Genomic DNA, 24,037 nt, shown 5'->3' with positions numbered 1-24,037 from the left:
ACACCGAAACGTGCGGTTGCATTACACGCCGACCTATACCTCCTGGCTAAATCAGGTGGAGAACTGGTTCTCGCGCATCCAGCGCGACGTGATTGCGCGAGGTATCTTCACCACGGTAAAGGATCTGGAGCGCAAGCTGATGCGCTATATCCGCGAGCACAACAAGAATCCCAAGCCGATTAAATGGAAGTATGACGATCCATCGCGGCGAATTCGACCAGTGCCATTTCAATGACGCAGTCGACTAGTATGACGATTCGCTGCGCCCCGCGCGCCATTGGGCTACACTGCGCGCGCCGCGCCTGTTTCCAGCCCCGCCATAGCCTCAGCCATGCTTCGTTCCCTTGCCGCCCTCCTGATCTTCCAGTGTCTGGGCGAGAGCGTGTCCTACGTGTTCTCGCTGCCCGTGCCCGGTCCTGTGATCGGCATGCTTCTATTGTTTGCCTTTGCGATGATGCGGCCGGCCGCCGCTGAGGCCATTGAACCAACCGCGCTCGAATTGCTGCGCCATCTCTCGCTGCTCTTCATTCCGGCGGGCGTGGGCATCATGGTGTCCGCGCAGGCCGTGCGCGGCGAGGCGCTCGCCGTCATTGCGAGCCTCGTCGTGAGCACAACGCTCGGCATCGCGGTGACGGCGCTCGTCACGCGCGCGCTGCTGCGTCGCCAGCGCCGCAACCCACCGGCCGGGGAGGGCGCATCGTGAATGGCCACCTGCCCATCACGAAACTCGACGCGATCTGGGTCTATCTCGCCGCCACGCCGCTGCTCGGCTTGACGGTGACGCTCGTCGCCTATCTCATCGCCATCAATATCTACGCGCACGCGAAACACAATCCGCTCGCCAACCCGGTGCTCATCGCCGTGGCGCTCGTCGTTGCGGCGCTCAAGATTACGGATACGCCGTATCGCACGTATTTCGAGGGCGCCCAGTTCGTGCACTTCCTGCTCGGTCCCGCCACGGTCGCGCTCGCCCTGCCGCTTTATCGTCAGTGGGACAAGCTCAAGCGCGGCGCGCTGCCATTGCTCGGCGGGCTCGTTGCAGGCTCGCTCACGGCGATCGTGTCGGCGGTCGGCGTCGCGAAGCTCTTCGGCGCCTCGCATCAGACCATTGCCTCGCTCGCACCGAAGTCTGTCACCACACCGATTGCTATGGCCGTCGCGGACAAGATCGGCGGCATCCCGTCGCTCACTGCCGTGCTCGTGATATCGACGGGCGTGTTCGGTGCCGTGACCGCGCGCTGGATTCTCAACGTGATTCGCGTGCGTGAGACCGAGGTGCGCGGCTTTGCGATCGGAGTGGCTTCGCATGGCATCGGCACCGCGCGTGCGTTTCAGGTGAGCGAGGAGATGGGGGCGTTTTCCGGGCTAGGCATGGGTCTAAACGGTGTGTTCACCGCGTTCGTCGTGCCTGTATTGCTGCCGGTCCTTCTGCGGTGTATGTAGAAAATTTTCGGCGCTGGTGGCGTACTGCTCCAGTAGGAGCCTCGGCAGACCGGTGGTTTAGGCGCCTAAACGCCTAAACCCGGAATGGCGCTGTTTCTGTTTAGCTTTTGCCCGAATTTCCGTTCGCCAGCGGTGCTATCCTTCGTTTCAAGCGTTTCACACCTTGATGCGCGAGACTATCCCATTAAGAACAAGGACTTATTAGCACTAGCGGGGCGTTTTCGTTTAGGCGCCTAAACGAGATAGTTACTTAAAATCGGTCAATCCGGCGTGATTATGTAAAATTCGATAGAATTATTCGTCTACTTATCGATAATAAGTCCAAAAAACGATTCCCAGCGTGCTGCGGCTGACACTAATTCGAGGCAACTAAGTTTCATGGGCACGGAACCGAAAACCACCTCCAAGGCAATACCCAACAAGGTAACTGCCAGAGCTGTCCACAAAAGAATGCGCGCTGAAGGCGCTTCGCACTACGCGCTAGGCTGCTTCTACAAAGACATGCTCACAAGGCGCCTGTGGTCGTCGCAAAGTGATTTGGCGAGATCGCTCGAGATTTCTAAGTCGAACATTTCAAAAGCGATCGCTCTTACGCGCATCCCGATGGAAGTCGTCGAGGCTGTCGGAGGGGCGAAGCACGTTAGCTTCCGGATCGGTGAACTGCTGCTGAGCGCGATCGATAAGTTTGGTGAAGCAATGTTCATCTCGCGCGTACGCGAAGCGGTGCGCGCGGGCTTCGTCGCACTAGATGACATCCTTGAGTTCGCAGTTTTCGACCGACTCCCAAGACCCACGCCGAGAGCGGTACGCGTCCGCCTGGCACGCGACAAAAAGTCCTTGCGCCTAGATGTCCCTGACCTCGATCAATTGTTGCCGCATCTTTCCGATCTGGAAGATTTTATTGTAAGAAACTTCATCTTCTTCAAAATTGACCTGTCGAGCCGTCAAGATGCGGCCGCTGAGAGTGCGCAACGCCGGCTCAGAATGGCCGCGTCCAGCCCTAAAGTCGGAACGCGACACATTAGGCCGCGTCGCGAAGCTCAGGGCGGCTCTGCGGATGCCGAATCCTAAGCGGGGACGACCTACTCTCGGCCTTCGGCTGATTTTCTTGAAGAGACTCGCGTTGCTCTCGCTTTCATGTCTGAATTGACACGTAAGCCGGTCTTGATCGCGCTTGGTGAAAGCAAACTACATGTGAGCCGTTGCGCGCATTCCTGAAGCAGACTTCGACCTCAGTCGAATAACAATACGAATCGATGTTGGTCCCATCTCCGCGATGACAGCCCGCAACGTCTGCGGACCATGATTTTCTTTCCGTGCTACGTCGCAAGTACACGACAATGCACACGCTGACCGACGACATCACTCGCCGCATCCACGGGTTGGGTCTCTTGTCAAGCAACCACGCGAGCGCGCGGCCGCTAGCCCACGAACGCGTTTTCTGAGCAAACTCTCCGGGATTCGTGACGGCACGCGCGCTGAACGTAAGCTGCGGGCGGCAATTCATCTAGCAGATCGGCGCGGTACATGTTCGCGAATCGCCCTCTATCGCTTCTGTCAGCGCCCGGCAGAGACGCACTCCAACTTCGTGTGCTGCGGCACAGGCGTGCGTTTCGCGAGATGACACCGGCGCTTCTCTTCTTCGCCTGTCGCTTGGTCTGATTACTGAGCGCTACGGATGCACTGGGTGCATTTAGATGCCTCGAGTGGGCTTGCATCGTTCGCACGACCGACAACCTGTCTGGCATTTTCCTTTCTGAGTCTCTGAATACGCTCAGCGGGCTGTAATTGCTTCCATGCAGCCTGAAGCGTCTGTGGCTTCTCATGCTGGATCGGTGCGTGCTGGGTTCGAGCGAACGGCTCGACGTCGGCGCTAGCGCGGATCGGTTGTCATATTGCAAGCTCAGGCGCAGATTGCTGCCACGGAAGTTCAGGGGCAGGGCGTGAGGCGCTACAGGCGAATGAAAGCCCCTCCTTTCTTGTGAGCATTCGCCGACTTCCCATCGCGTCTTGCTCGATAGACTGAATCCAGCAAAGTCGGAGTTTCCCGTGGAATGCATTGCGAAGCAGTCGGCGCGCGCAAGTCCGAGTTTTTAGGAAAACGAAGCGAAGGGAAAAATCGTCTCCGACTTCGCACAATCCTGTCAACACCACGCTCAAGGACACCGAACTTGAAAACCCCCGTCTTCGCCGTTGACGTCGGCTACGGCAATACGAAGTACGCATACCGCGCTGCGAATGGCGCGATCACCACCGGCATATTTCCGTCACTCGCGCCGCTGGCCGCGAGCCGCGCGCTTTCAGCTTACGGTGAGAGTGTGTTTCCCACCCGCAAGGTCGCAAAGATCTCGATCGAGGGCATCGAATACGAAGTTGGCCCTGATGTGCCGATAACTGCGGCTTACGGCAGGACAGGCCGCGCGCTCGCAGACGCCTATGTGTCGACCGACAACTATGCGGCGTTGCTTTTTGGCGCGTTTCATTTCGCCGGTGTCACCCACATCGAGCGTCTTGTCTTGGGCCTGTCTGTTCACAACCTGGAAACATATTCGACGGAGCTAAAGCTGCAGTTCGTCGGAGAACATGACTTTGGTCACGGCAGCGTCGTGGTCGAGAAGGTGGTGGTCATCCCGCAGCCTCTGGGTTCGCTTGCGTTTGCGGCCAGCGGGCGCCGCGGTGGCTTCGGACGTGACGACGCGCACCTTCTGGTCGATGTAGGCTACTTCACGACGGACTGGATCTGCGCGAAAGGCTTCACGATGGACGACAACCGCAGTGGCGGCATTCCCGGTGGCGTATCACACGTTTGTCAGCGCATCGCAAAACTCATTTCACGAGACGAAGGCGAGCAGGTCGACGACATCGAACGTATCGACAAGGCGTTGCGAGAGAGGGCACCCTTCTATTTCTATGGCAAGAAGATCGATCTCGCACGGTATGTTGCATTGGCGGACCCGATCATGGCCGGCGTTGCGACTGAAATGCAGAACGAAGTCGGTCGCTTGCACGACATACGCTCGATCATACTTTCGGGCGGGGGGGCAGCGCTCTATGGCATTGCAATTCGGCACGCGTTCCCGCGTGCTGTCATCGAACTGATCGACTCGCCATGCCTCGCAAACGCGCACGGATTCCTGATCGTCGGTGAGGCTGGACTCGCGCGTGAACGGGGGGCGGCATGAACAACAAAATTGAGATGACGATGACGATCAATCCCCTTGTCTCGCCGCTGCTATACGAACGATTGAGCCGCTGCACTACGCCTCGCGAACGCGCAATGATTTTCAGGTCGCTTGCCGAGGCGCAGCTTCGTGAAAAGTTGATGCAGCGTACGCAAGCATCACAGCTCGGATCCGCATTGCCCACGCCGGCGCACCCCACAACGTCGAGGTTATCAGTGAACGACGCGATCGCGACCCAAGGCTTCCAGAGTCTGAGCGCAGATGATGCGGCGCACCTTGCGCCGAGGTTCAGCGTAGAACTGCTCAATCAACTGGCCGGTTACCTCGACTAGCTACGCGAACTTGACTTTCCCAACAGCGTGCAAGGATGAGTTCAGACCCGGGTGACGCAGCGCGTCGCGCTGTGCACCCGGGCGTCTACGTCAAGGAAAAATCGACATGGAATACGAACGCCTATACGCCATCCTTCACGGCCAACGTCTCGACGAACCCATCTCGTGGGTCTACATTGCGGCGCTGGTCGCAGTAGCGGCTGCGGGTTGGAAAGTCGGCGGCATTTTATTTGACGCACGCCATGGCTCGGGGGACGAACAATGAATGGGTTCGAGAAAGCGACGAGAAGTTTCATGAGCTGGCACTGGCTCGCGCGCCGGGCAGCCATTGCCATCGCCTGCTATCTGCTCGCACTTCTCGGTCTGTTGTTCTACGCCTACGGTATGCAGCAGAGCGGCAAGTTTCTATTTGCATGCGGCAGCGTAGGTTTTAGCTGGGCAATTGGCTTCCTGTATGTCATACGAGTGGCATTCTCCCTGCTTCTCCGGTGCCGACGCATGTTTATGTAGGTTCCGACTATTCGTGCGCGCTACGAAGAAGTAGCGCGCAAAAGAAGGGAACGCCGTCGCCCTCCTAAGTCGTTTTCTCTCCATTGGACCGGAGCAACGGAGGCGACGGCTTCACACAAGGTGTTGGGCTGTTGGAGGCGTCTGATCAACGATGCCAATGGATCGGCACTGCGGTTCGAAGAATCGTCGCGGCAGCGGCGCGAGCTTGTGGAGGAAAGCCTCACAGAGGGAGGGAAAGCCGACGGATTTCGGCCTTGTTTCGACTGACCAATCGGCAAAAGCTCAACAGAAACTGCATGATTCCGGGTTTAGCCGTTTAGGCGCCTAAACGAGATTAGCCGAATGGCGTCGGGTGCCGGGGCGAGTCGAAGTCCGTTTTGCTCGAGACTGGCGTTTGTGGTGCATCCCAGGGGCCGCCTCCGGTGTGCCTCCACGCCTGAGCCGATCAATAGCTGCTTCCGTCATATTCTGGCGTCGTTGAGCGACGAAGGAGGGGGGGCGACGATCTCCATTCCGTTTCGAGGGAATCTCAAGACCGCTCAAATCCAGTCGCAGGAGACCGGGGCGCCTAAAGGTGCGCTTTGCGAGTCCGCAAGGCGGTTCGAGCGGTCGAGCGATTCGATGTCACGGAACAGCCTGGGCTCGCACGCGGCGCCCGAGGCACCCCAATTTCGGCGGGCGTTGAAAAACTGGGCCGGGCAGAAAGCTTTGCCGAAGCGGGGCCGTGCCGCCGCCGTGATACTCTATAACTCGGTGTCATATACCGACGGAGAATGAAGATGGGTTGGAGCTTCTTCGCACTGGCTGTCGCTCTCGTGCTCGGCGCGTTCGGCCTGGTCATGGACCACAACGGCCGCAAGGCGGACCGCGAACGGTCCAATAGAGGATGCCCCTGCGACGGGGATTGAACGCGGGCTTCAGCATCGTCGCAATGTGCGTTGCGGGCGGGGGCTGTGCTGGCTTGGCACGATCATGGATCGCGGCCGACGCAAAGCTGACCGCGACCATGGAAACAGAGGGTGTCCAGTCCACGGAGAATAGCTATGAGCTTCGCCGTTTTTGCTTTGCTTGTCGGGTTGGCCATCTGCTGGTACGGCGGCTACATGACGAGGAAGGGCCGGGAGGCGGATCGTGAACGCCGTTCGCGTTCGGACTGAACGGACGAAGGTGGCGTGAGCCTCAACGGTCTATTTAACGACGCGCGCTTGGGTGCGGCTTTAGCATTTCGAAGAGCCCCGTCATAGGTTCGATGCTTGCCCTCGGGATTGCACGGGACGCCGCATGACCGCCAAAGGCAAAAGTTGGCGTGCACCTTCCACTGCTCATCTCCAGCGTTCCTGCGACCAGATTCGCACTCATCGACGAACAGGCGAGGGCGGCTCATAATGGCCGTGGATGTGCGCCGCCGCCGCGGTACCCTATGACTGGATACCGTCCACCGTCGGAGAACAACGATGGGCTGGAGTTTTGGTGTACTGGGAGTCGCTGTCTTACTTGCCGCGTTGGATCTGGCCATGGGCCGTTACGGTCGCAGGGCCGACCGCGAACGTTAACTAGAGGACGGCGATACAACGGAGAATGAATATGGGTTTCGGCATTGTCGCGATGATCGTTGCGTTGGGCCTCTGCGGTATTGGCATGATCATGGACCGTAACGGTCGCAAGGCAGACCAGGAACGTGCAAACAGACGGCGTCCACTCCACGGAGAATGAGCATGGGTTTTGCAATTTTTACTTTGTTTGTCACGTTGGCCATCTACTTTTACGGTGGCTATATGTTGAAAAAGAGCCGTGAGGCAGATCATGAACGCCGCTCGTGTCGGCACTGAACGAACGACCGCTGTTTCAGCCTTCGCTATCGATTTCAATTAGGGCCGCGTTTTCGGGCGCGGCTTTGTTTATTTCTGCGCGGTGTCTTGGCTTCGACGCGGGAATTCCTAGACCAGGCACGCCGGGTGTCCCACCCGTCGGCGTCACCGGTAAGATATGCAGGCAGTCGACCCGCAGTCGCACGCTGGTCGTGACAGCACGGCGACGGAAGAGCACGTGAAGAACGTTGCATTCAAACGCGATACCAGTTCGCGACATACGCCCCCGCCATTTCATTTGAAAACCGTCGCCACTCCCTGTCGTCCGTGCTGCCGGTGTATTGACTGGCGTAGTTCTGTGTTCATTTAGATTTCCTGACGACATTCTCCGCCGCAAGCTTGACTTTGCGATGGTGGGGGAATACTGGGCTGGCGAACGTCCTCCGGAGCGAGGCGATCGCTAACCTAGCTAACAGGAGAGCTGAGATGATGTTCGATGAAACGCCTCGATGCCAGCGTGTCCGGGATCTCGGGTTTGCTGAATTCAGATGCGGTGTTCAGATGACGCACGGACAGCACGACGAACCATGCGCCTTCAATGGCGCAGCGGATGGTTTGCATTGTCGCTGTTGCTTGATCGGATGCGTTGACAAACGGGACAGCTGGATAGCTTCCTATGTCCGGATGAGGCTAAGAATGATGGCGGGCGATATTTTTTCGGTATCCCGCCACACCACCGACTTCGCTTCGCGTGCGTTGCAGGATCGTTTCATCTCGGACACGGATGCCGTGCTGAAACGAGTCCTTGACCTTGCCGCTCTGCGTTATCTGCGTGATGGTTCGACTACCGTCACGCAGGAGGACGTGACGGACGCGTTGCGCTTGTTACTCATGGAGGCCAGCCGCCCGTGAAGAGTTGGACATGCGACAGCCAGGATCCGATTCGACACGCGCCGGATCATGCGTAAACCGATCGACGGACACTGAGTGGAAGTGTGCCGTCGATCCCCTTAGTAGCGGCGCAGTTACGCCAAGTTGCGTTGAAAGCCCTTAATCAAACGCTGTCGCCTTCGTCCGTTTACGGTTCGTCGCCGGGGCGAACTCGGCACGCCACTCATCCTGCGAAATGCACGGTAGTCCGAGTGCCCCAGCGACGCGTTTAAACGCACCCGCCGTGTCGAGAAGATCGCGCTGCGCGATTACCTTGTGGGCGAGTCCATGCATGATTTTTTCGGGCGCGCCATTGAGTCGCGCCGCGGTCAATTCGGTTTCGAAATCGACAGCGCCGTTCAAGACAGCGGCGATCGGCATCTTGAATTGCTGAGCCTTCGCAAAAGACGTTGATCCCGGAAGCGTCGCCTCGGGCAATAGCGTGATCTCCGCTTCACGCGCATATTCGGCCACGATGGGGTAGACCTCCTCGAGGGCGGCGTTCGCTGGGGCGTCGGTACAGAGGATCCTGATGCAGGACGCAGCCACACCCGCCGCACTTAATTCCGCAAGCGTTTCTACGGCAGCCTGCTGTGATGCGGTGTCCGGAGACGTCGAAACGATGATCGTTTTCAGTTCGGTAAGAACAGGGCGCCTTGCCTGGATGAATGCGATCATGGCTTTCCGGTCTTCAGGCGTCACGTCGATAATCCCCCCGCGCCGGGATGTCATCAAGGTGCAGTAGTGATCCTGAAGTGCTGTTTCACTTGTCGCCAAATGTATGTTGCTCCCTTGTTCGTCGGACATATGAAGCGGGCGGGGATTGATAAGCAATCCTCCAGTCTGTGCGTGAAGAACTTGCGCTGCTGAAGTTTGCGCGGCACCGTTCGAACTTTGAAAGTGAGCCACAATCAGATGAGTCATGGTTGATCCTTCGATGGTTGTAGATGGAGCGATGAAAGGCATTAAGAACGTTGCTTACTTGCGATTGACGTCGGCGCGAACCGTATCCTGTGCATACGCTTCGCGCTTGGCCCGGCGTCTGCGACTGCGGGCGAGTTGCGAGGATTCGAGCGGCTGGTAGGTTCGCAAGCGAAATGCGTCCCACTGTCGGTTCTCGATGGGGCGACGAATACGCGGGATCACAACGGAGCGCAGAACTTTGCCGCTGTAGCCTGCGTGCAGGCACACAAGGAGCACGGCGCTTAGTGCGACCAGCGCGTCATCGACATGGCAGTCCCGGTGGTCGAGATGGCTGGCGTATGCACGAAGTGTGTCCTCCGGAATATCGAGGATGGAAGTGGGCGATAGACCGCGCGATTGAAGGAAGTCTTCAAACTGTCGCCATAGTGGTAGCAGCGTTTTGACGGCGTTCTCGCTGCTGTATCGGTTAAGCACGCCGCGCGCTTCCTCAGTGAGTGGTGATTCCAGCACGTTGTCTTGCTCCTTTGTAAGTGTCTGGTTTGTAGCCGTTAGGTAATTTGCAGTGCAGATTAAAAGAATTTTTGTCTGGGCCTTTTTCCTCCATGATTCGTTTGAAAACGGCGTCCACGCGCTGGCCTTCGCCGCCTGTCGGCAGGCTCGTGAGACGCGGATCGATCTTCGGGGCGGCTCGTCGCGGACAACGCGGCGTCCTTCGTTTGCTTGCGGGGAACGAAGTCGCTCGGCAAGTGGATTTTTTCTGGGAACCGATGGCGGATTTGCCAGCAGTAGACCTCGAGAATCATCTTCACCCGCGACGGTCCGTGACCGAGGCGGTCCGAGAGCTGGGTCAGTACATCGACAGGTGATACGCCGCGATCCAGTGCGGCGTTAGCGAAGTCGACTGCATACGTGAATCTCAGACTGTGGCTCGCGAGTTCGCGACGCATTGGCAATTGCTCAAAGCGCGATTTCAGGCGGGACTTTGCGCTTTTAAGATCGTCGTGGCAGCCGCTCACCAACTCAAAGTCGCGATCGCGGCAGAACGCCAGCGCTGCGTTGATTGCGTCGAGCGTCTCGTCGATATGGTCGGCCAGCACTTCGGTGCGGCGCGGGCGGCCGTTCTTGGCTCCGCGTTCGACAGGCAGGCGTCGATCTCCCTGCAAGATTAGATCTCGCCACGTTTCCAGTGACTTGCCGCACATGAGTGCCTCGCGCATGCGAAGCCCAAGCCAACGCATCAGGCGAATCACGTGCACGACGCTGCTGTCGAACGCCTGCGCTGCGGCGAGCAGGTCGCTGAATTCCTGGGGCGTACGCGCTCGATGCCTGCCATGCCGGTCTCGTCGCTCGAGCTGGAGGTCTCGACTGCGGGTTGAGCGGGACACATCCTGGCCGGCCGTACCTTGAATCACTGAGAGCGACGCTCGATAGTTCGCGAGGGTGCCAGGTTTCATCGCCCCGGCAACGAGGAACCAGACGAAGTATTCGAGCATCCAGTCTTCCGCCTGGTCCACCGCTTCCAGCGTGTGGCCAACGCGCGCGGCGAAACGCGAGAACTCGCTCCAGTGCAAGCGGCGGTGCTTCTGTGAGTCTTTGCTTCCGCCGGCGTCCCGACTCATCTGCGCGGCGTGGTTGACGCCTCTTGATCTTCGTCCCATAAGGTTCCTTTCCTGTGGCTGGCTGGTTTCTCCGCCTGTACTTCAGCCTCATGCGCGGGGCGGCGACGCGCATGAGGGCACCCTGTTGCCATCGGCCGCGATGGCGGCGTGTCCCAGGAGGACACGTGATTGCGCGGGATCAACGGGGGTGCGACGTTGATCTGCTGTGTGATTCGGAAGTGCAAAAAATTGGGCAGAGGCGGTTTAGCTGAGGGTCCCCGGCTGATGCCGGTGGAAAGGTCTGCGCGCTTGGAAGTGAGAGCCCGGGGCGGAATGAACACCGCGCGCCGCGTCGCGGCGCATTCGATGTTCAACCGCATTCGTGTGCATGCAGCACGTGGGCGGTGACGGCTCGCGCGAGGGCGAGCACGATCGGGGCGGAATCTCGGGTGAGCAAGTCACGTCGGGATCGCGCTTGAGGGCGTGTGAAAGGGATGATGTGCGCCAGAGCGGCGCGTCGCAGACCGAAACGATCGATGGGCTCGAGTGGGTCGAGCGTTTCAAAGACGCAAAGGGCGCCAACAGTTATCCGCAATCGGACAATGAAGGCATGCTGATGACTCTGGCCAGGCTGGGAACCAGCTCATTGCTTCGGATAAACAGCACAAAGCAGGGATGTGCCACAACCCAGGTGGCGAGACATTCGGGGAGTCCTCTGCATCAGAGGGGCATGCGATCGTGCACGCATATCGGCATGTCGCCTCAGGCCCGAGTCGTCCAGACGAACGGGGGAGGGTCAATGCGTCGAATGCGCTTCACGGATTCGCGCTCGTTGCGAGCGCAATCAGGGAGAACACGCGTAGATGAGGCCGCGTGCGTTTTCATGGTGGCGTGCAGCGAACTGCAGAGGAAGATATTTACGCTGGACGGACGACTAGAGCCGTGCCGGGGGCGTTCTCAAAAAGGCTCTTGCAGCGCTGCAAGGGTGTGCGACTGAAGTCGTCACTGTTGCAGAGCGCCGGTCAAGCGATGGGCATGGAGGCCATGCCGAAAAGATGCGTCGAAGACGCGTTGAAGCAATTTTTAACCGGACGGACTACAAGAGCCGCGCCGGAGGCAGTAAGGCTATCCCAGCAATGCAAGGGAGCTCGACCGAAGTCGTCACTGTTGCAGGGTGCCAGTCAAGCAATGGGCATGGATACCATGCCGAGTCGATGCGTCAGAGACGCTTGAAGCGGAAGCAACATTACCACAGCCTTTTGCGATTGAAAATGGCATTCATCTGATTTCTTGAGGGTTGTGAAAAAGCGCCCGATTTCTTCACGGGAGACATCGAAAGACCCCTAAAAACATGCGTCTTTCGTTGGGTTAGCCCGATCAGCAGAATTAGCAGGATCAGCAACAGCGGCTACACATTGCACCGGCTAAGCGGTTTGCGGTTGAACTCAGGGTGAGGCCGCACCCGTTCGCTACCACTGAGGAGTGGACGGGGGTATGGCCACATAGAGAAGGGCTTCCACGAGAAGCGTCAGCAAGAACCATAAAAGCGCTACCCACCAATACCGACGAAAAATGCGCCAACTAAATGCGATGCCGTAGGACGTCGCACCAATGCCGCACAGCAAGCCAACAAGAAGGACTGGTAGCGATTGCGTGGTTACTGAGACATCGAAAGCCGACAACACGAAGGCAGCGCCTCCAAAACCTGTCGGGATCCCTAGCAGACGCAGAATAAGTCCGCACCAGGTTTTGCTGGAACTGTCCTGATGCGCGTCCATGTATTGAGGAGCTACGCTCTCGAACCCTCGCTGCGATTGCTCGGGAGTCTGCTCTGGACACTCACCTTCGGGCCGTTCGCCGCCAGGAGCCTCAATCTCACGTCGCCGCAAGCTCGCCATATGTTCCCCATGCATGTTTTGACTGATCTATCCGCCATTTCACAAAGGGAGGACTAGACCGTCCGCCGACGTTTTGTTTGGATGTTCGTCCGTCCCGGTTGCGCCTGGCTTGCGTTTGCCTGGTGCTGCCCGGCACGGTGGCGCTGTTCACGGGAGCTCGAGCGGCTCCGCGGTCCTTGGTGCGAGCGGGGCAGGCATGGGCGTGAACGTGAACGGTGTTCCGAGCCTTCAGGTCCATGGCGACTTGAGAGTCATAAAGTTCGGCCGCTCGAACGACTGAAAGCCGGCGATTGTTCACCCACTAACGGGCCCACACGTTTGCTTGCCAGAACACCGCGAATCTCGGCGAGACTCTCGCGTGGCACCAATACCCATTCGGCGTCGAGGGCGTCGGCCGCGCCGTCCAGCGTCGAACTTCGCGCGTCGTGTCGACCCGAGAGCGATGCGCCCAGGTTTTGATGCGCTACGCCGAGTCGTTCGGCCATGACCGTCAAACCTAACCTCCTCTCCCGCATCAGTGCCCTAATCTGAACAAGGAATGGCATGTCATTCACCTTGGGACGCTAGAAACATGGCGCCATAGAAACCTATGGTTGACATAACAACGTATTTACATCATTGACAATGATTCTGAATCTGACTTGTCACGTGATATAACCCGCCGCATGCATCCTTGCTTATCGGTGATTTCCCCGCTTGCGATGACGTCCTTGCATGAAAAATCATTCGCTGACGTCAAAATGAGGTCGCATTGCTCACGATTATTATCGTGATGGAGATGATGTACATATCAACTAATAGTGCGGCAGGCGAGGATGGGCGACGAGGTTGGGGGTTGCTCGGAATCCCTCCACGCGGGCGTTTCGCGGTGCATCACCCGACGAAACAGGGCCTGCTCGCGAATGAGTTCAGGCGCCTGCTGGCTTAACTTACCGTGGTGGGAACGGTTCTGGCCCTAACTTACTTGGTCCGACGGCAGGAAGCGCGCCAAGACGGAAGAGCACAACCGTAAGTGACGGGGCTGCAGAGGCAATAACGGTTTGCCTTGCTATGCATCGCGCGCGAACAGCGCCCGCTTCACTTTGTGCAGTGTGCGATAAGGTGTCACGAAATGAAGCAGGCTCTTCACAACGCCCGCCCAGTCGCGCCAGTTCAGCACGTTCAGATAACGCAGTTGCAGGCGCAGCGTGGATACGATCTGCCGGCGGCGCTTCGTCGCGCTGATACCGCCTTCGTTCAGCTCGTAGTAGAGGCCGAGCTCCGGCAAATTCGCGCACTCGTAGCGCTCCATCAGCCGCAGGAACAGGTCGAGATCCTCAGCAGCCGGATACTGCACGCGATAGTTGCCCACTGCGAGCACGGCATCGACACGCAACATCACCGAAGGATGCACGAGCGGCGAGCGCAACAGACGCGTACGGCGCAGCGCACGCGCATCGCTGCTCGGACGCAGCATGAAAAGCGGCTCACCCGCACGATTGACCACCTGGGTCCACGTGCCGAGCGCCGCGAGCGTGGGCTCGGCTTCCATGCGCGCGCGCTGTTTCGCGAGGCGCTGAGGCGCGGCGAGATCGCCCGCATCGATACGTGCCGCGTAGCGAAACCCGCGCGCCGCAAGCGCCTCGACACCCGCCTGCAACGCGCGCTCGATGCCGCCGTTCTTCGCCAAGCGCAAAACTTCCACGCACATGCCAGGCACCTCGGGCGCGACGATGGGCGGCGTGCTGCCATCATCGACGACGAGCGCATAGATCGTTGCGTCCTCATCGAACGACGCGAGCGTGCGCGCGACGTCGTCCTGGCCGTTGTACGCGGGCATGAGCACGGCAACGTCGGCGAGCGCGCCTTCGCGTGCGTCGCTCGTTGGAAGCGCGGCGGAATTCATCATGAAACTAGCTTGAAGCGGATGTAGTAAAGGTTCACGCTGGCCGCCGCGAGATAGCCTGCCGCGAGGCCGCACAGCGCGCCATACGAGCCGAGTCGCGGTATCGCGACGAGATTCACGGCGAACGCCACCGCGAGCGCGAGCAGCCATTTCGCCAGCAGCACGAATTTCGCCTGATATTTGAGCACGACGAGGTTGCCGATGGCTTCGAGTCCCGCCGGCACCGAGAGCCACACGGCCCAGCGGAAGATGCCGATCGCGCCTTCATAGTCCGGCCCGAACACGCGGCTGATGATAAAGCCCGCGAGCGCGTCGAGCACGAGCGCGCCGGCCACCATCAGCACGGCTGTCATCGCGAACAGTCGCACGAGGTTGCGGCGCAGCTGCGCGGTCTGCTGCACGCGGTAGACGAAGGCGGGCGCGATCGTCTGCGAGAGCATGAGCGCGAGCGTGATCCAGTTCTCGTTGAGCTGCTGTGCGGCGGAGTAGCGGCCGAGATCGGCGAACGAGATCGTGCGCTCGAGCATCAAGCGGTCGAGCTTCAGGAACAGGTACATGCAGATGAGCCCGAGCCAGAACACCGTGCCCGCGCTCGCGAAATGCTTAAAAAGCGAGCGGTCCACGTGCCAGCCGAGCTTGCCGCCGTGGCGGCGCCGGAAGTAGAGCACGAGCGCCGCGCCAATCGCCGCCGATTCGAGCGCCCAGAGCCAGCCGAAGGTGGCGGGCGCGAACGCCGCGCGTGCAAGCAGAAATACGAGCAGCGCCTTGATCACCGCCGTCGTCATGCTCGCGAGCAATTGCGGCTTGCTGTACGTCATGCTCTGGAGCCAGGCGTTGATCACGCCCACGAACGGCTCGCGAAACAGCATCGTCACGGCGAGCCCGGCGAGCATGGCGCCGACCATCGGGTCGGTTACGCCAAGCGCAATGCCCGCCCACGTGACGAGAAGCGCCGCCGCCGACACGCCAATGCGCAGCGCAAACGCGCTCCCGAGCACGGTGCCGAGCTGCTCGGGCGGCCGGTTGACGATGGTGGGCACAAGAATCTCGGCGCCGCACACCCACGTAATCGGCGCGAGCACGAGCAGCAGCGTGTTGGCGTACTGCCACTTGCCGAATACGTCAGGGCCGAAATAGCGCGCGAGCACGCCGCTGATGGCAATGGCCACCGCGATCTGCGTGACGCGCTCGAGGCCGAGCCACACGATGTTCGCAAACGCGCGGGCGACGTCGGGGTTCCCAAAGCGCTTGAGGCTCAGCATCGCGCCTCGCCGTGGCGGGAAGCGCTAAAAAGGGGGCAGGCACGCGGCATGCGCAATCTCTCCGCCATTTTTGACGAATATTTTGGCAATAAAAGGAAACGGCGAAGCATTAAAATGGGTGCATACCACTGCCGAAAAACGGCAATTATAGTTTGTAACGGATCCCACTTTTCGTAACGCCAGAGGCTTTCAACTGCCTGTCCGTGTTACGAATAGACCCGAATCTTCATCAGGACGTGAGCCTCCACATGATTTCGAAATCGATTTTCAAGGCATATGACATTCGCGGCGTGATCGGCAAGACGCTCGACACCGACACCGCGCGCGCCATCGGCCGCGCGTTCGGCAGCGAAGTGCGTGCGCAGGGCGGCGACGCCGTGGTGATCGCGCGCGACGGCCGGCTCTCGGGTCCCGATCTCTCCCGTGCGCTGGCCGACGGCCTGTGCGAAGCCGGCGTGGACGTGGTCGACGTCGGCATGGTCCCCACGCCTGTGGGCTACTTCGCCGCGAGCGTGCCGCTCAAGCTCGCGGGCGGCGAGCGCAACGTGGACTCCTGCATTGTCGTGACGGGCAGCCACAATCCGCCTGACTACAACGGCTTCAAGATGGTCCTGCGCAGCAAGGCGATTTACGGCGACCAAATCCTCGCGCTTTACGATCGCATCGTTGCAGACCGTTTCGACGCGGGCGAGGGCAGCTACACGAAGTACGACATCGCCGATGCCTACGTCGATCGCATTTTGAGCGACGTGAAGCTCGCGCGGCCGCTAAAGATCGTGGTCGACACCGGCAACGGCGTGGCGGGCGATCTGGCTCCGCGTCTTTTCAAGGCGATGGGCTGCGAGCTGGTCGAGCTCTTCACCGAGGTGGACGGCACCTTCCCGAACCACCATCCGGACCCGGCGCACCCCGAGAATCTGCAGGACGTGATCCGGGCGCTGAAGGAAACGGATGCGGAGATCGGCTTCGCGTTCGACGGCGACGGCGACCGTCTGGGCGTCGTGACCAAGGACGGCCAGATCATCTACCCCGATCGCCAGCTCATGCTGTTCGCCGAGGAAGTGCTCTCGCGCAACCCGGGCAAGCAGATCATCTATGACGTGAAGTGCACGCGCAATCTCGCGAAGTGGGTGAAGGAAAAGGGCGGCGAGCCGCTCATGTGGAAGACGGGCCACTCGCTCGTGAAGGCGAAGCTGCGCGAAACCGGCGCACCGCTCGCGGGTGAAATGAGCGGCCACGTGTTCTTCAAGGATCGCTGGTACGGCTTCGACGACGGCCTGTACACGGGCGCGCGTCTGCTCGAAATCCTCTCTCGCGTGGCCGATCCGAGCAAGCTGCTCAACGATCTGCCGAACTCGCACGCCACGCCCGAGTTGCAACTGAAGCTCGAGGAAGGCGAGAACTTCGAGCTGATCGCGAAGCTGCAGAAGAACGCGAAGTTCACGGGCGAGGACGAGGTCATCACCATCGACGGCCTGCGCGTGGAATATCCGGACGGCTTTGGTCTTGCCCGCTCGTCGAACACCACGCCGGTGGTCGTGATGCGCTTCGAGGCCGACAACGATGCCGCGCTCGCGCGCATCCAGGCCGACTTCAAGCGCGTGATTCTCGCCGAGAAGCCGGACGCGAAGCTGCCGTTCTAAGCCTCTGGGGCCGCTGTAACCCTTGCGGCCCCTTGCGGTCATATGACGCGCCCAACGGCGCCGCGCCAGTCACGGCGCGGCGCCGTTTGCATTCCTTTCCGCGCATTTCCCCGGTTTTTCTTTGCATTTGCGTGCGGCGCGCTAAAATTGCCCACCTTTTTAATCTGTCCGGCCCAAGAGCCTTGAGCGTGCAAAAGATCCTCATCGTGCGCGTGTCGTCGCTTGGCGACGTCGTCCATAACATGCCCGCCATCGCCGATATCCGGCGACGGTATCCCGACGCACAGATCGACTGGCTCGTCGAAGAGAGCTTCCAGTCGCTCGTCGAACTCGTGGAGGGCGTGCGCCGCGCGATTCCGTTTTCGCTGCGCCGCTGGCGCAAGGGCCTCTTCTCGGGCGCCAACTGGCGCGAGATCAGCGCGTTCCGGCGCGCGCTCGCGGCCGAGAAGTACGACCTCGTGATCGACTGCCAGGGGCTCATCAAGACGGCCTGGGTGGCGAGCTGGGCGCGCGGGCCGCTCGTTGGCCTCGGCAACCGCACCGACGGCGCGGGCTACGAATGGCCGGTACGCTTCTTCTATGACCGCTCGATCCGTATCGAGCCGCGCACCCACGTGGTCGAGCGCACGCGCCAACTGGTTGCGGGCGCGCTCGATCTCGCGCCGCCCTTGGTCACCGACGACATCGACTTTGGCCTCGACACCTACCGCGCCGCGCAGGTGCTCGCGGGCGTCGGGTTGAACCTGCCGGTGCCCTATGTGGTGTTCGTGCATGCCACGTCGCGCGCCGACAAGCAGTGGCCCGACCAGCACTGGATCGAACTCGGCCAGGCGCTCGTGCGGCGCGGTGCGTCGCTTGTGCTGCCGTGGGGCAGCGAGGCGGAGCGCGCCACGAGCGAGCGCCTCGCGCGCGAATTCGGCGAAGCGGCAATCGTGCCGCCGAAACTCTCGCTGCCTGCCGTGGTGGGCCTCATCGACGGCGCGGCGGCCACGGTGGGCGTGGACACGGGGCTCGTGCACATCGCGGCGGCGCTGAAGCGCCCGAGCGTCGAGTTGTACAATTTTGCGACCGCCTGGCGCACGGGCGCCTACTGGTCGCCGAACGTCGTCAATCTGGGCACGGCAGGCCAGCCGCCGACGCTCGCGCAGGTGAAGGGCGCGCTGGCGGGCTTCGGGCTACTGTAGCGGCGCGCCGCCGCAGCGTGGGCGCTGGACGGGCTGCGGCGCGTCAATGCGGACCGTGGAGGCTGCGGGTATAAGAATCGGCGCACACGAGGGTGCACAAACGTGCACAAGCGCGCCAGGACCTGGCCGGCAAGGGCGGCGCGCGACGGCAACAAACCGGGCAACAAACCGGGCTACAAGGCACACCACGCTCGCACCGCGCCACACCGGCAGGCAATCAGATCCATCGCTTCCAGGGGCGAGACAATGAACGAATCCCAGATCATCGAAATCACATCCGCCGATTGGCACGGCCAGCAGCTCTCGCAACCGCGCGAGACGCTGCTCGACGCTGTCGAGCAGGGCAAGGTGCTGTATTTTCCGAACCTGGCCTTTGCGATCGAAGGCGGCGAGCGCGCGCTGCTCGACCCCGCGATCGCCGACCCCAAGCGCAAGAACATCAGCCTCGACCCGAACGGCGGCGCGCTGCACGGCGTGCTGGGCGACACCGTTACGCAGTCGGCCGTGCGCGCGTTGATCGCGCGTTACCAGACCTGCGCGCGCACGCTGGTGGACGGCCTCTTTCCCGAGTACACCGGCAAGCTGCGCGTGGCACCCACGAGCCTGCGCCTGCATCAGGTGGAAACGCGCCAGACCTCGTGGCGCAAGGACGATTCGCGCCTGCACGTGGATGCGTTTCCCTCGCGCCCGAACTACGGCGAGCGCATCCTGCGCGTGTTCACCAACGTCAACCCGAACGGCGTGCCGCGCGTGTGGCGCGTGGGCGAGCCGTTCGAGGACATGGCAAAGCGCTTCCTGCCGAACATCAAGCCGCAGTTTCCCGGCTCGGCGTGGCTGCAGAACCTGCTGCACATCACGAAGTCGCCGCGCAGCGAGTACGACCATCTGATGCTCAACCTCCACGACGGCATGAAGGCCGATCTCGGCTATCAGAAGTCGAGCCCGCAGGAGACCATCGGCTTTCCGCCGGGCAGCGTGTGGGTGTGCTTCTCCGATCACACGTCGCACGCCGTGATGTCCGGTCAGTTCATGATGGAGCAGACTTTCTTTCTGCCGGTGAAGGAGATGGTGCATCCCGAATGGGCGCCGCTTGGCATCCTCGAACGCCTGAAGGGCAAGGAACTGGTTTGAATCCACGCGCGATGAGCCTGCCGATCCACGCCCCCTGCCGCGCGGCCGCGGCATTTCGTATTGCGCCAAGCATCGTATTGACCGTCGCGGCCGTCGCGGAGGCCCGATGCTAAGAGCGATCTATCGCGCGGCCTGGTGGCTCATTGCACCGCTCGCGGTGCTGCGGCTATTCATTCGCTCGCGCCGCGAGCGCGGTTATCGCGAGCATATCGGCGAGCGTTTCGGCTATTCGGCTGGGCGCCTGCCCGAGGACGACACGCCGCTCATCTGGGTGCATGCCGTCTCCGTGGGCGAGACCCGCGCGGCGCAGCCGCTCGTCGACGCGCTGCTGGCGGCGCGCCCCGACGCGCGCATCCTGCTCACGCACATGACGCCGGGCGGCCGCGCCACCGGCGAGCAGCTTTTCGGCGACCGCGTGCTGCGCTGCTATGTGCCGTACGACATGCCGCACGCGGTGCGGCGCTTCCTGCACGCATGGCGGCCGTCGCTCGGTCTCGTGATGGAAACCGAGGTCTGGCCCACGCTCATCGACGAGTGCAAGCACGCCGACGTGCCGCTCGTGCTTACCAATGCGCGCATGTCGGCGCGCTCGTTCAAGCGGGCGGCGAAGTTCGGCGCGGGCACGCGCGAGGTGTTCGGCGGCTTCACGCGCGTGCTTGCACAAAGTCCCTCCGACGCGGAGCGCCTCACCGCGCTCGGCGCGCGCAACGTGGCGGTCCTCGGCAACCTGAAGTTCGACATGGCGAGCCCGCCGGCGTTGATCGCGCGTGGCCGCGAATGGCGGCGCGCGATCGGCGAGCGCCCGGTGTGGGTGGCGGCGAGCACGCGCGAAGGTGAAGAGGAACTCGTGCTGCAGGCCTTCGCGGCACTTACTCAATCCAATGCGGTGCCGGACGCGCTGCTGATCCTCGTGCCACGCCATCCGCAGCGCTTCGACGAGGTGGCGGCGCTCGTGGAGCGCAAGAATTTCAAACTCGAGCGGCGCTCGCGCTGGGCGCCGGCTGCGGCTGCCGCGGCCTCGGTGCATGCGGGCGTACGCGTGTTGCCGCAGGACGTGAGCGTTCTGCTCGGCGACTCGATGGGGGAGATGGGCGCTTACTACGCTGCCGCCGACCTCGCATTCATTGGCGGCAGTCTGCTGCCGCTTGGCGGGCAGAACCTGATCGAAGCGTGCGCCGTGGGCGTGCCGGTGCTGATCGGGCCGCACGTGTTCAACTTCACGCAGGCCACCGCCGACGCCACGGCCGCGGGCGCGGCCCTGCAGGTGCAGGACCCCGCCGATCTCGCGCGCGCGTTGCGCGAACTCTTCAACGACAAGTCACGCCGGGTCGCCATGGGCGCGGCTGCAGCGGCATTCGCTTCGCGCCACCGCGGCGCGACGGCGCGCACGGTGGATGTTGTGCAGGCTCTCGTCTCCGATGTATGACGTCACGCGCGGTTGCGCATACGGAACTCGCTCAACGACGGCATGGAGACTGTCGAAAAGCGTTGTTTGTTCTGCGCGGATGTCTGTCAAAACGTTCGCTCAGAAGCTTTGCATGAAGCAGGGTAGATAGTTCTTAAGACGTCGTTCTTGAGGCGATCGCCAGAAATCGTAGCTGTCCTGCTTAGCACTATTTCCTTTCTACAAACTCGTTCGCGCGATCTTTGCGGGTGCGATATGCGGCTGTGATCAAACTGGCAACGATCGCTGCCAAGATCTTCCGCATTCACCATATCTGATAGATACGAATCTTTGTGTCGTAATATCCTTGCCAAAATTAATGAAGGAAAACTAATTATCATCCAGTGATCGCTGGGTGACGATGAGCATCGCAGCGCCAATGCAAAGCGCGAACGCTCGGAAAAGCGCCGCTGGGAACGTAGCGATACAACATCCGGTAACAGCGCCGAACAGAAGGTTTGACCGCGCAGACCACCGGCGTGCGAGTCGATCCGGCAGGCCTAAAACCGGATAAATTGCCGTCATTTCACCGTGGCGCGTTTCGTTTGTTATTTGAAAGTTATCGTTATGAAAGGATCGAGCACGGATACGTGAAGGGCAATGTATAGACGCATGAAGGGTGGTTTATAGCCGCATGAAAGGGTTGGGTCATTACGTACCTTCACGCGCAGTGATGCGTACGTACGCGCACATACGCTCAAGCCTGAGCACAGGTGTACTGGGTCCACGTGGTTGATTTGTGTTCGAGGCACGTCTGCGTAAGGAATGCATTGCTAAGTGTCGGTATCGCTGGCGTTCACCTCGCCGATATGCAGTCATCGAAGGCCAGTTCATGTCACCGACGATTACCCCGCAAGTGCTACCGGTGCCGTCCGCGGCGGAAATTCTCGATAGTTCACCGGACCGGGCCGCGACCCGCAGCGTAGCGACGCATGAATATCGCCCCCACGTCGACGGCCTGCGAGCGATCGCGGTTATGGGAGTGATTCTGTTTCATGCGTTCCCAAGCCGAATGGCAGGCGGATTCATCGGAGTCGACGTTTTTTTTGTCATATCCGGATATCTCATCACCACCATCATTCTTGCGAATCTCGAGCGAGATAAATTCAGCATTGCTGATTTTTACGGGAAACGCATCCGCCGAATTTTCCCTGCGCTTCTTCTCGTACTGCTCTTTTGTGCGATTGCTGGTTGGCTCGTGCTGCTGCGAGACGAGTACCGACAACTTGGGAAACACATCGTCGGTGGGACCTCCTTCGTCCAGAATTTTGTTTTGTGGAGCGAGAGCGGCTACTTCGATGACGGCCATGAGGCGAAGCCATTGCTGCACCTCTGGAGTCTTGCGGTCGAGGAGCAATACTACATCTTCTGGCCCTTGCTCCTGAGTTATGCATGGACGCATCGCTGGCGATTCTCTGTCGTCAATGGGGCGATCCTGGCGATGTCGTTCGGCATTAGCGTATGGCTTGCCTATCGTGATCCGGTTGCGGCCTTCTACTCACCCCTTTCGCGCTTCTGGGAACTCATGGTTGGCGGCTCGCTTGCCTATATCGCGTTGCGTCGCTCCGACCTGATCGGCCGATACGGCAACCTGGTCTGTGCAGTGGGAGTGGGCCTCTTGCTGTCAGGATTTTTGCTGACCAATCATGAGCGGGCGTTTCCAGGATTTTGGGCATTGTTGCCGACGATGGGCACTTTCCTGGTCATTGCCGCGGGTTCAGGCGCGTGGATCAATCGCACGTTACTGTCGAGCCGGCCCTTCGTGACTTGCGGGCTGATCAGTTACCCGCTTTATCTCTGGCATTGGCCGTTATTGTCGTTTGCGCATTTCGTCTGGCCGGAAAATGGTCACCTCACGAAGATCGCCGTGGTGTTGCTTTCAATCGTGCTGGCGTGGCTCACACACCGTTTTGTCGAGAGGAAGATTCGCTGGCATCGCTCGTCGAATCGAACTGCGCTTCTGCTGTGTGCCGGCCTTCTGCTCATGCTGGGCAGCGGCGTGGCGATAAAGGACGCACTCATCAGTCCTCGCATCGACTCGGTCGACCTCGCATCGCGGGGCGGCTGGGACTTCCTGGCGGCCAGGAGTCCAGATGGGCAAGCTCGCGATGGCATCTTTCCGATGCACAAAGACCGGAAGACGACGACGCTTTTCCTCGGTGATTCACACGTAGCTCAGTACGCGGAACGAGTCTACGACGTTGAGGAAAGCAACGTCTCAAGAAACGGAGCGATCTTTGCGGTTGCTGCGGCTTGCCCACCCATCCCGCAAGTCTTCAATCGTGATTTACCTGTCGATTCGGAATGCGGGGCGGTACGGCGTGAGGCGCTCGCGAAGGCAGCGAGTAGCCGAATCACTACGGTCGTGATCGGCGGATACTGGAGTTATTACTTCAACGGCATGGGCTACTATCTGGTCAGCGACGGAAAGCAATTGAGTCTCGACACGCCCGAAGGAAGAGCGGCAGCGCTCGCGGCGCTTGATCGGGAAGTCAAAGACCTGCAGGCGCAGCGCAAAAAGGTCTACGTGCTGCTCGATAACCCAGTGGGTGACCCGTTTGACCCGCATGTGTTTTTATCGAGACTCGGGAGTTTCGACCCACATCAGGCTGAGCAGCGGGTGAAAATCGATGGTTTGCAACAGAGCATTCGCAACGAGTTGATCGCGCTTGCCGAGCGCGATCATGCCTCGATCATCGACCCCGATTCACGCTTGTGCGTGGATGAAACGTGCATCCGCGTGACGGGAAAATGGTCGGCCCTCTATGAGGACAGGTCGCACCTGAACCCGGACTGGATCGTGAAAAACGCCGACTACATCGATCCGTCAATCTGAGAGGCCGGTGGCGTGACGTCGATGTGT

21 protein-coding genes are annotated in these 24,037 nt (G+C 60.5%); 14 read left to right on the top strand and 7 right to left on the bottom strand.

What is annotated here, in order from left to right; all coding sequences use genetic code 11:
- The 8 genes from M3I54_RS18525 to M3I54_RS18490 all read left to right on the top strand — a co-directional run.
- A partial coding sequence (locus tag M3I54_RS18525) for a transposase (protein ID WP_254337968.1) occupies positions 1–235 on the top strand: 235 nt, incomplete at its 5' end.
- Positions 236–331: 96 nt separating this feature from the next.
- The gene (locus tag M3I54_RS18520) at positions 332–703 is read left to right on the top strand and encodes a CidA/LrgA family protein (RefSeq protein ID WP_254338386.1); all 372 of its coding nucleotides are present in this window, start codon (positions 332–334) and stop codon (positions 701–703) included.
- The gene (locus M3I54_RS18515; RefSeq protein ID WP_254338384.1) at positions 700–1,443 is read left to right on the top strand and encodes an LrgB family protein; all 744 of its coding nucleotides are present in this window, start codon (positions 700–702) and stop codon (positions 1,441–1,443) included. The genes M3I54_RS18520 and M3I54_RS18515 overlap by 4 nt, the downstream gene beginning before the upstream one ends.
- A gap of 378 nt (positions 1,444–1,821) precedes the next feature.
- Entirely contained in the window at positions 1,822–2,514 is a 693-nt protein-coding gene (locus tag M3I54_RS18510) for a hypothetical protein (protein ID WP_254338382.1), read from the top strand.
- Between the two features lie 1,100 nt (positions 2,515–3,614).
- Entirely contained in the window at positions 3,615–4,625 is a 1,011-nt protein-coding gene (locus M3I54_RS18505; protein ID WP_254338407.1) for a PRTRC system protein D, read from the top strand.
- Entirely contained in the window at positions 4,622–4,957 is a 336-nt protein-coding gene (locus M3I54_RS18500; protein ID WP_254338380.1) for a hypothetical protein, read from the top strand. Before M3I54_RS18505 ends, M3I54_RS18500 begins: the two co-directional genes overlap by 4 nt.
- Positions 4,958–5,063: 106 nt before the next feature.
- Positions 5,064–5,222 carry a hypothetical protein gene (locus M3I54_RS18495; protein ID WP_254338378.1) on the top strand — a complete coding sequence of 53 codons (159 nt, stop codon included), beginning with the start codon at positions 5,064–5,066 and terminating at the stop codon, positions 5,220–5,222.
- A 29-nt stretch (positions 5,223–5,251) separates the two neighbouring features.
- A complete protein-coding gene (locus M3I54_RS18490) occupies positions 5,252–5,467 on the top strand; it encodes a hypothetical protein (protein ID WP_254338377.1) in 216 nt (71 codons plus the stop codon).
- Positions 5,468–7,740: 2,273 nt separating this feature from the next.
- Here M3I54_RS18490 and M3I54_RS18485 read toward each other — a convergent pair.
- Complete coding sequence (locus M3I54_RS18485) at positions 7,741–7,896, bottom strand: hypothetical protein (RefSeq protein WP_254338374.1); 156 nt, start codon at positions 7,894–7,896, stop codon at positions 7,741–7,743.
- Between the two features lie 75 nt (positions 7,897–7,971).
- On the opposite strand from M3I54_RS18485, the gene M3I54_RS18480 reads away from it, so the two are divergent.
- Positions 7,972–8,187, top strand: coding sequence for a hypothetical protein (locus M3I54_RS18480; RefSeq protein ID WP_028208499.1), 216 nt, complete (start codon positions 7,972–7,974; stop codon positions 8,185–8,187).
- Positions 8,188–8,325: 138 nt separating this feature from the next.
- Here M3I54_RS18480 and M3I54_RS18475 read toward each other — a convergent pair whose 3' ends face one another.
- The 6 genes from M3I54_RS18475 to M3I54_RS18450 form a co-directional block, all read right to left on the bottom strand.
- Positions 8,326–9,129, bottom strand: coding sequence for a hypothetical protein (locus M3I54_RS18475; protein WP_254338372.1), 804 nt, complete (start codon positions 9,127–9,129; stop codon positions 8,326–8,328).
- Between the two features lie 54 nt (positions 9,130–9,183).
- Positions 9,184–9,639 carry a hypothetical protein gene (locus tag M3I54_RS18470; protein ID WP_254338370.1) on the bottom strand — a complete coding sequence of 152 codons (456 nt, stop codon included), beginning with the start codon at positions 9,637–9,639 and terminating at the stop codon, positions 9,184–9,186.
- Between the two features lie 59 nt (positions 9,640–9,698).
- Positions 9,699–10,700, bottom strand: a complete 1,002-nt coding sequence (locus tag M3I54_RS18465) for an integrase domain-containing protein (RefSeq protein ID WP_254338368.1) — start codon at positions 10,698–10,700, stop codon at positions 9,699–9,701.
- Between the two features lie 2,176 nt (positions 10,701–12,876).
- A complete protein-coding gene (locus M3I54_RS18460; RefSeq protein ID WP_254338405.1) occupies positions 12,877–13,110 on the bottom strand; it encodes a hypothetical protein in 234 nt (77 codons plus the stop codon).
- 563 nt (positions 13,111–13,673) lie between these two features.
- Entirely contained in the window at positions 13,674–14,510 is an 837-nt protein-coding gene (locus tag M3I54_RS18455) for a glycosyltransferase (protein WP_254338403.1), read from the bottom strand.
- Complete coding sequence (locus tag M3I54_RS18450; RefSeq protein WP_254338367.1) at positions 14,510–15,772, bottom strand: oligosaccharide flippase family protein; 1,263 nt, start codon at positions 15,770–15,772, stop codon at positions 14,510–14,512. Before M3I54_RS18450 ends, M3I54_RS18455 begins: the two co-directional genes overlap by 1 nt.
- Positions 15,773–16,020: 248 nt before the next feature.
- Between M3I54_RS18450 and M3I54_RS18445 the strand changes: the two genes are divergently transcribed.
- From M3I54_RS18445 to M3I54_RS18425, 5 genes are all read left to right on the top strand, one after another.
- Positions 16,021–17,415 carry a phosphomannomutase/phosphoglucomutase gene (locus M3I54_RS18445; RefSeq protein WP_254338365.1) on the top strand — a complete coding sequence of 465 codons (1,395 nt, stop codon included), beginning with the start codon at positions 16,021–16,023 and terminating at the stop codon, positions 17,413–17,415.
- A gap of 188 nt (positions 17,416–17,603) precedes the next feature.
- On the top strand, positions 17,604–18,599 hold the full coding sequence (gene waaC, locus M3I54_RS18440) for a lipopolysaccharide heptosyltransferase I (protein WP_254338363.1): 996 nt from the start codon (positions 17,604–17,606) through the stop codon (positions 18,597–18,599).
- A 246-nt stretch (positions 18,600–18,845) separates the two neighbouring features.
- A complete protein-coding gene (locus tag M3I54_RS18435) occupies positions 18,846–19,730 on the top strand; it encodes a Kdo hydroxylase family protein (RefSeq protein WP_254338361.1) in 885 nt (294 codons plus the stop codon).
- Positions 19,731–19,836: 106 nt separating this feature from the next.
- A complete protein-coding gene (gene waaA, locus M3I54_RS18430) occupies positions 19,837–21,156 on the top strand; it encodes a lipid IV(A) 3-deoxy-D-manno-octulosonic acid transferase (protein WP_254338359.1) in 1,320 nt (439 codons plus the stop codon).
- An 850-nt stretch (positions 21,157–22,006) separates the two neighbouring features.
- Positions 22,007–24,010, top strand: coding sequence for an acyltransferase family protein (locus M3I54_RS18425; protein ID WP_254338357.1), 2,004 nt, complete (start codon positions 22,007–22,009; stop codon positions 24,008–24,010).
- Positions 24,011–24,037: the final 27 nt, after the last annotated feature.

The organism is Paraburkholderia sp. CNPSo 3274 (assembly GCF_024206475.1).
In the GTDB taxonomy this organism is placed as follows: Bacteria; Pseudomonadota; Gammaproteobacteria; order Burkholderiales; family Burkholderiaceae; genus Paraburkholderia.
This window is presented reverse-complemented; position numbering and strand designations above follow the sequence as displayed.

Bases quoted from the DNA above. Each gene is read 5' to 3' on its own strand.
- M3I54_RS18520 (WP_254338386.1), top strand. From the start codon at position 332: ATGCTTCGTTCCCTTGCCGCCCTCCTGATCTTCCAGTGTCTGGGCGAG.
- M3I54_RS18510 (WP_254338382.1), top strand. From the start codon at position 1,822: ATGGGCACGGAACCGAAAACCACCTCCAAGGCAATACCCAACAAGGTA.
- M3I54_RS18500 (WP_254338380.1), top strand. From the start codon at position 4,622: ATGAACAACAAAATTGAGATGACGATGACGATCAATCCCCTTGTCTCG.
- M3I54_RS18495 (WP_254338378.1), top strand. From the start codon at position 5,064: ATGGAATACGAACGCCTATACGCCATCCTTCACGGCCAACGTCTCGAC.
- M3I54_RS18490 (WP_254338377.1), top strand. From the start codon at position 5,252: ATGAGCTGGCACTGGCTCGCGCGCCGGGCAGCCATTGCCATCGCCTGC.
- M3I54_RS18485 (WP_254338374.1), bottom strand. From the start codon at position 7,896: ATGCAAACCATCCGCTGCGCCATTGAAGGCGCATGGTTCGTCGTGCTG.
- M3I54_RS18480 (WP_028208499.1), top strand. From the start codon at position 7,972: ATGATGGCGGGCGATATTTTTTCGGTATCCCGCCACACCACCGACTTC.
- M3I54_RS18475 (WP_254338372.1), bottom strand. From the start codon at position 9,129: ATGACTCATCTGATTGTGGCTCACTTTCAAAGTTCGAACGGTGCCGCG.
- M3I54_RS18460 (WP_254338405.1), bottom strand. From the start codon at position 13,110: ATGGCCGAACGACTCGGCGTAGCGCATCAAAACCTGGGCGCATCGCTC.
- M3I54_RS18455 (WP_254338403.1), bottom strand. From the start codon at position 14,510: ATGAATTCCGCCGCGCTTCCAACGAGCGACGCACGCGAAGGCGCGCTC.
- M3I54_RS18450 (WP_254338367.1), bottom strand. From the start codon at position 15,772: ATGCTGAGCCTCAAGCGCTTTGGGAACCCCGACGTCGCCCGCGCGTTT.
- M3I54_RS18445 (WP_254338365.1), top strand. From the start codon at position 16,021: ATGATTTCGAAATCGATTTTCAAGGCATATGACATTCGCGGCGTGATC.
- M3I54_RS18435 (WP_254338361.1), top strand. From the start codon at position 18,846: ATGAACGAATCCCAGATCATCGAAATCACATCCGCCGATTGGCACGGC.
- waaA (WP_254338359.1), top strand. From the start codon at position 19,837: ATGCTAAGAGCGATCTATCGCGCGGCCTGGTGGCTCATTGCACCGCTC.
- M3I54_RS18425 (WP_254338357.1), top strand. From the start codon at position 22,007: ATGTCACCGACGATTACCCCGCAAGTGCTACCGGTGCCGTCCGCGGCG.